Raw genomic sequence first — 6,000 nt, forward strand, 5'->3', positions numbered from 1 at the left:
ACGTACTACGGGGCAGTCCGTTCTGGCAGGTCTATGCGTACCCGCAATCCCCCTGCCGGGCTCTCCTGCAATTGCAATTGACCGCCCCACGCTTCGACGATGTCGCGCACGATGCCCAGGCCCAGCCCGTGGCCGGTAATCTGCTCGTCAAGACGAGCGCCACGACTGAACACTTCTGCGCGTTGCGCCTCGGGAATACCAGGGCCATCGTCATCCACCAACAGGCAGAAGCCCTGAGCCTGACTCAAAATGTTCAGACGTACCTCGCTGTCGGCCCATTTGCAGGCGTTGTCCAGCAGGTTGCCGAGCAGCTCGAGAATGTCCTCTCGATCCCACGGCAGGTACATGCCCGCCTCGACATCGTTGATCAACTGGAGGTGAGCACCATGGATCATGCCCAGCGTGGAGAAAAGCCCGGGCAGTTCGGCATCACAATCGAAGCGGGCTCCCGGTAGAGCGTCACCGGAGAGGCGCGCGCGATTGAGCTCACGCTCCAGACGCAGACGGATATTTTCCAGCTGTTCCTGCAGGGTCCTGCGCAAGGCCGGGTTGGCGTCCAACTGTCCGCTGAGGGCCAGGCTGAGCAACACCGCAAGTGGTGTCTTCAAGGCATGTCCCAGATTACCCAGCGCATTGCGCGAGCGCTTCAGGCTGTCTTCAGTATGCGCGAGCAAGTGGTTGATCTGCGCCACCAGCGGCTCGAGTTCGAGGGGAACCTGATTGTCCAGCTGTGAACGCTGGCCCTGCTGAAGCTGAAAAATCTGCTCGCGAACGGTTTCAAGCGGACGAAGCGCTCTTCGCACGGTGATGCGTTGCAACACCAGTACCAGGATCAGCGCGGCAAGCCCGAGCCCCAGCCCGATCTGCTGCATGAGACGAAAACTTGCCCTGACCGGCGTGTAATCCTGGGCGACGGTGATTGAAACCCGCTTGCCGAACTTGCGGTATTCGCTGGTCAGCATCAATAGCGATTGCCCGGTCTTGCCGAGCTCAAGATTGGCATGCAAACCCACCCCGGGCTGGGGCAGCTCGAAATCCCACAGGGAGCGGGAGCGCCAGTGTCCCTGCGGCAAGTCCATACGGAAATAATGGCCAGACAACGGACGCTGGTAGGCACCCGACAGGCGATGGTCATCCAGTTGCAGCCCGGCAGGACCTCGCACCAGCGCTACCAGCAGGTTTTCACTCTCGTTGCGCAGACCTGACTCCAGGTAGCGTTGCAAGCCCACTTCGAACAGCCACAGACTGGTCTGTGCCATCACCAGACCGACAACGACCATGACGGCGATCAGACCCAGACTCAGACGTCGCTGTATGGACTTCAACCGCCGGCTCCGCCGTACAGATAGCCTTGGCCGCGGCGTGTCTCGACAACTGCACGGCCCAGCTTGCGCCTCAGGTGATTGACATGGACTTCAATGACATTGGAATCACGCTCGTTTTCGCCATCGTACAAATGTTCCGACAGATGGCTTTTCGAGAGAATCTGTCCCGGGTGGAGCATGAAATAACGCAGCAGACGAAACTCAGCCGAGGTGAGCTGGATATCCACGCCATCCCGGCTGACGCATTGCCGGCCTTCATCCAGATTAAGACCGGCCGATTCCAGCGTGGGCTGGTTGGCCAGCCCGTGCGAACGTCGCAACAGCGCCTGAATACGCAGCTGCAGCTCTTCAGGATGAAAAGGCTTGGTCAGGTAATCATCAGCGCCTGCCTTCAAACCTTCTATACGCTCTGACCAGGAACCCCGCGCGGTCAGAATCAACACAGGGGTCGCCAGACCTTTGCTGCGCCACTGCTGAAGAACCTCGAGCCCTGGCATGCCGGGTAAGCCCAGATCCAGAACAATCAAGTCATACGGCTCGCTTGCTCCTTGATAAACCGCATCGCGCCCGTCAGCCAGCCAGTCGACCGCATAGCCTTGACGCCCCAGCGCAGCGAGCAGCTCATCGGCCAGGGGAACGTGGTCTTCAACCAGTAGCAGGCGCATCAGTCATCATCCTCGTCTTTCAACAATCGGCTATCACGCGCATCGAACTTGAGCTCGCGAACAACGCCCTCAGGGGTCAGCAATTCAAATTCATACACGTACACATTATTCTTTTCCTCAAGCTCGGCCTCCAGCAAACGAGAGCCCGGATGAAGGCCCATCGCGCGCTCAATGAACTGTTCAAGAGGCAATATGACTCCGCGCTGCCGCAAACTGAGCGCTTCATCCTGATTCAGATCTCTGGCGTACACAAAGGAGCAGGTCAGGCTCAAACCAAGGATGACACAGAGACGCTTGTCGACATTCATTAGTTGTCCTGATGATTCCTGTAGACCTGGCCCGTGGCGGCGTCCATTTCGAGAACCCACTCGATACCCTGTTTGTCACGCAGCTCGACATTGTAAACGTACCTGCCGTATATGTTCTTGAACTGCGTGCCAATGATACGGGCATCGGGGTGTTTGCTCAGCGCTTTGGCATCGAGCTTTTCAGCCGAATGAAGCGTACCTGCATCACTGAGACGCAGCACTTCCTGTGGGTCGACCTCACGCGCCTGAATGAAACAGGACGTCAAACCAAATGTAAGGGCCGCCAGCAGGGTCGTCAGCGTTTTCATAGGGGTATCCATAGCGATCGGTGCTTCTATGGCGTCCACCTTAACCGGTACAACTTAACTCAAACTGAATAGATCTGGCCGAGTGCCACCAAGCGCTCCTGGCATGGAGTTTCAGGCCATTGCTGTTAAACTCCCCGATTGCATTTATCGCGTTAGCGATCGCCATTTTTCCGGGGCCAATACACAGTGGAAATTTTCAAAGAGTTTACCTTCGAGTCAGCACACCGCCTCCCCCACGTTCCGGAGGGGCACAAGTGTGGACGTCTGCACGGCCATTCGTTTCGTGTCGGCATTCATCTGGCCGGAAAGGTTGATCCCCATACCGGCTGGATCCGGGACTTCTCGGAAATCAAGGCGATCTTTAAGCCGCTGTATGAACGCCTCGATCATAACTACCTGAATGACATCCCGGGCCTTGATAATCCAACCAGCGAAAACCTGGCGAAATGGATCTGGAATGAATTAAAGCCTCTGCTCCCGGAGCTGTCGGCAGTCCGTATTCACGAGACCTGCACCAGCGGATGTGAATACCGCGGCGACTGATTGCCCTGACAATAAAAAACCACCTCAGCGGTGGTTTTTTTGTGCCTGTAGACCGGCAGCACGTATTGAATGAGGCACTTCACATGCCGGATTTCTGTTAGCCGAAAAAACAAAAACCCTCAACGCGTAAGCGATGAGGGTTTCTGGAATTCAATCTTGACGATGACCTACTCTCACATGGGGAAACCCCACACTACCATCGGCGATACATCGTTTCACTACTGAGTTCGGGATGGGATCAGGTGGTTCCAATGCTCTATGGTCGTCAAGAAATTCGGGTACCGAATCGTGCCGTGCGGCGCGCTTCAGCAAATCGGGTATGTGATATCAAGCTGTTTCAGGTGTCGTTCGTGACGCAAACTTTCGGTTCGTGTCATCTTCACAGTCACCGCAATCTGGTCATTCGACGCAAATTGCTTGGGTGTTATATGGTCAAGCCTCACGGGCAATTAGTATTGGTTAGCTCAACGCCTCACAGCGCTTACACACCCAACCTATCAACGTCGTAGTCTTCGACGGCCCTTCAGGGAACTCAAGGTTCCAGTGAGATCTCATCTTGAGGCAAGTTTCCCGCTTAGATGCTTTCAGCGGTTATCTTTTCCGAACATAGCTACCCGGCAATGCCACTGGCGTGACAACCGGAACACCAGAGGTTCGTCCACTCCGGTCCTCTCGTACTAGGAGCAGCCCCTCTCAAATCTCAAACGTCCACGGCAGATAGGGACCGAACTGTCTCACGACGTTCTAAACCCAGCTCGCGTACCACTTTAAATGGCGAACAGCCATACCCTTGGGACCGGCTTCAGCCCCAGGATGTGATGAGCCGACATCGAGGTGCCAAACACCGCCGTCGATATGAACTCTTGGGCGGTATCAGCCTGTTATCCCCGGAGTACCTTTTATCCGTTGAGCGATGGCCCTTCCATACAGAACCACCGGATCACTAAGACCTACTTTCGTACCTGCTCGACGTGTCTGTCTCGCAGTCAAGCGCGCTTTTGCCTTTATACTCTACGACCGATTTCCGACCGGTCTGAGCGCACCTTCGTACTCCTCCGTTACTCTTTAGGAGGAGACCGCCCCAGTCAAACTACCCACCATACACTGTCCTCGATCCGGATAACGGACCTGAGTTAGAACCTCAAAGTTGCCAGGGTGGTATTTCAAGGTTGGCTCCACGCAGACTGGCGTCCACGCTTCAAAGCCTCCCACCTATCCTACACAAGCAAATTCAAAGTCCAGTGCAAAGCTATAGTAAAGGTTCACGGGGTCTTTCCGTCTAGCCGCGGATACACTGCATCTTCACAGCGATTTCAATTTCACTGAGTCTCGGGTGGAGACAGCGCCGCCATCGTTACGCCATTCGTGCAGGTCGGAACTTACCCGACAAGGAATTTCGCTACCTTAGGACCGTTATAGTTACGGCCGCCGTTTACCGGGGCTTCGATCAAGAGCTTCGCTTGCGCTAACCCCATCAATTAACCTTCCGGCACCGGGCAGGCGTCACACCCTATACGTCCACTTTCGTGTTTGCAGAGTGCTGTGTTTTTAATAAACAGTCGCAGCGGCCTGGTATCTTCGACCGGCAGGGGCTTACGCAGTAAATGCTTCACCTCCACCGGCGCACCTTCTCCCGAAGTTACGGTGCCATTTTGCCTAGTTCCTTCACCCGAGTTCTCTCAAGCGCCTTGGTATTCTCTACCCAACCACCTGTGTCGGTTTGGGGTACGGTTCCTGGTTACCTGAAGCTTAGAAGCTTTTCTTGGAAGCATGGCATCAACCACTTCGTGTTCTAAAAGAACACTCGTCATCAGCTCTCGGCCTTAAGATCCCGGATTTACCTAAGATCTCAGCCTACCACCTTAAACCTGGACAACCAACGCCAGGCTGGCCTAGCCTTCTCCGTCCCTCCATCGCAATAACCAGAAGTACAGGAATATTAACCTGTTTTCCATCGACTACGCTTTTCAGCCTCGCCTTAGGGACCGACTAACCCTGCGTCGATTAACGTTGCGCAGGAAACCTTGGTCTTTCGGCGTGGGTGTTTTTCACACCCATTGTCGTTACTCATGTCAGCATTCGCACTTCTGATACCTCCAGCAAGCTTCTCAACTCACCTTCACAGGCTTACAGAACGCTCCTCTACCGCATCATCAAAAGATGATACCCGTAGCTTCGGTGCATGGTTTGAGCCCCGTTACATCTTCCGCGCAGGCCGACTCGACTAGTGAGCTATTACGCTTTCTTTAAAGGGTGGCTGCTTCTAAGCCAACCTCCTAGCTGTCTAAGCCTTCCCACATCGTTTCCCACTTAACCATGACTTTGGGACCTTAGCTGACGGTCTGGGTTGTTTCCCTTTTCACGACGGACGTTAGCACCCGCCGTGTGTCTCCCATGCTCTGCACTTGTAGGTATTCGGAGTTTGCATCGGTTTGGTAAGTCGGGATGACCCCCTAGCCGAAACAGTGCTCTACCCCCTACAGTGATACATGAGGCGCTACCTAAATAGCTTTCGAGGAGAACCAGCTATCTCCGAGCTTGATTAGCCTTTCACTCCGATCCACAGGTCATCCGCTAACTTTTCAACGGTAGTCGGTTCGGTCCTCCAGTTAGTGTTACCCAACCTTCAACCTGCCCATGGATAGATCGCCCGGTTTCGGGTCTATTCCCAGCGACTAGACGCCCTATTAAGACTCGCTTTCGCTACGCCTCCCCTATTCGGTTAAGCTCGCCACTGAAAATAAGTCGCTGACCCATTATACAAAAGGTACGCAGTCACCCAACAAAGTGGGCTCCCACTGCTTGTACGCATACGGTTTCAGGATCTATTTCACTCCGCTCTCCGCGGTTC

5 protein-coding genes and 2 rRNA genes (1 of these 7 running past the window's edge) are annotated in these 6,000 nt (G+C 54.8%); 1 reads left to right on the forward strand and 6 read right to left on the reverse strand.

Going from position 1 to position 6,000, the window contains the following annotated elements:
• Nucleotides 1-5 precede the first annotated feature (5 nt).
• Genes KUIN1_RS16430 through KUIN1_RS16445 form a run of 4 tightly spaced genes read right to left on the reverse strand, consistent with a single transcriptional unit; the run spans nucleotide 6 to nucleotide 2,606 of the window.
• A complete protein-coding gene (locus tag KUIN1_RS16430) occupies nucleotides 6-1,325 on the reverse strand; it encodes a sensor histidine kinase (protein WP_024642924.1) in 1,320 nt (439 codons plus the stop codon).
• On the reverse strand, nucleotides 1,322-1,990 hold the full coding sequence (locus KUIN1_RS16435; RefSeq protein WP_003405126.1) for a response regulator transcription factor: 669 nt from the start codon (nucleotides 1,988-1,990) through the stop codon (nucleotides 1,322-1,324). Before KUIN1_RS16435 ends, KUIN1_RS16430 begins: the two co-directional genes overlap by 4 nt.
• A complete protein-coding gene (locus KUIN1_RS16440; RefSeq protein ID WP_003317989.1) occupies nucleotides 1,990-2,298 on the reverse strand; it encodes a PepSY domain-containing protein in 309 nt (102 codons plus the stop codon). Before KUIN1_RS16440 ends, KUIN1_RS16435 begins: the two co-directional genes overlap by 1 nt.
• Nucleotides 2,298-2,606, reverse strand: coding sequence for a PepSY domain-containing protein (locus KUIN1_RS16445; RefSeq protein WP_024639678.1), 309 nt, complete (start codon nucleotides 2,604-2,606; stop codon nucleotides 2,298-2,300). The genes KUIN1_RS16440 and KUIN1_RS16445 overlap by 1 nt, the downstream gene beginning before the upstream one ends.
• Before the next feature lie 186 nt (nucleotides 2,607-2,792).
• On the opposite strand from KUIN1_RS16445, the gene queD reads away from it, so the two are divergent.
• Nucleotides 2,793-3,149 carry a 6-carboxytetrahydropterin synthase QueD gene (gene queD / locus KUIN1_RS16450; RefSeq protein ID WP_024639679.1) on the forward strand — a complete coding sequence of 119 codons (357 nt, stop codon included), beginning with the start codon at nucleotides 2,793-2,795 and terminating at the stop codon, nucleotides 3,147-3,149.
• A gap of 154 nt (nucleotides 3,150-3,303) precedes the next feature.
• On the opposite strand, the gene rrf is transcribed toward queD, so the two are convergent.
• Both rrf and KUIN1_RS16460 read right to left on the reverse strand, forming a co-directional pair.
• A 5S ribosomal RNA gene (gene rrf, locus KUIN1_RS16455) occupies nucleotides 3,304-3,419 on the reverse strand.
• Nucleotides 3,420-3,577: 158 nt separating this feature from the next.
• Nucleotides 3,578-6,000, reverse strand: a 23S ribosomal RNA gene (locus KUIN1_RS16460); it runs 471 nt beyond the window's last position.

The organism is Pseudomonas sp. KUIN-1 (assembly GCF_009176725.1).
GTDB classification, from domain to species: domain Bacteria; phylum Pseudomonadota; class Gammaproteobacteria; order Pseudomonadales; family Pseudomonadaceae; genus Aquipseudomonas; species Aquipseudomonas fragariae.

Coding starts and splice junctions, on each gene's coding strand:
- KUIN1_RS16435 (WP_003405126.1), bottom strand. CDS start 1,990: ATGCGCCTGCTACTGGTTGAAGACCACGTTCCCCTGGCCGATGAGCTG.
- KUIN1_RS16440 (WP_003317989.1), bottom strand. CDS start 2,298: ATGAATGTCGACAAGCGTCTCTGTGTCATCCTTGGTTTGAGCCTGACC.
- KUIN1_RS16445 (WP_024639678.1), bottom strand. CDS start 2,606: ATGAAAACGCTGACGACCCTGCTGGCGGCCCTTACATTTGGTTTGACG.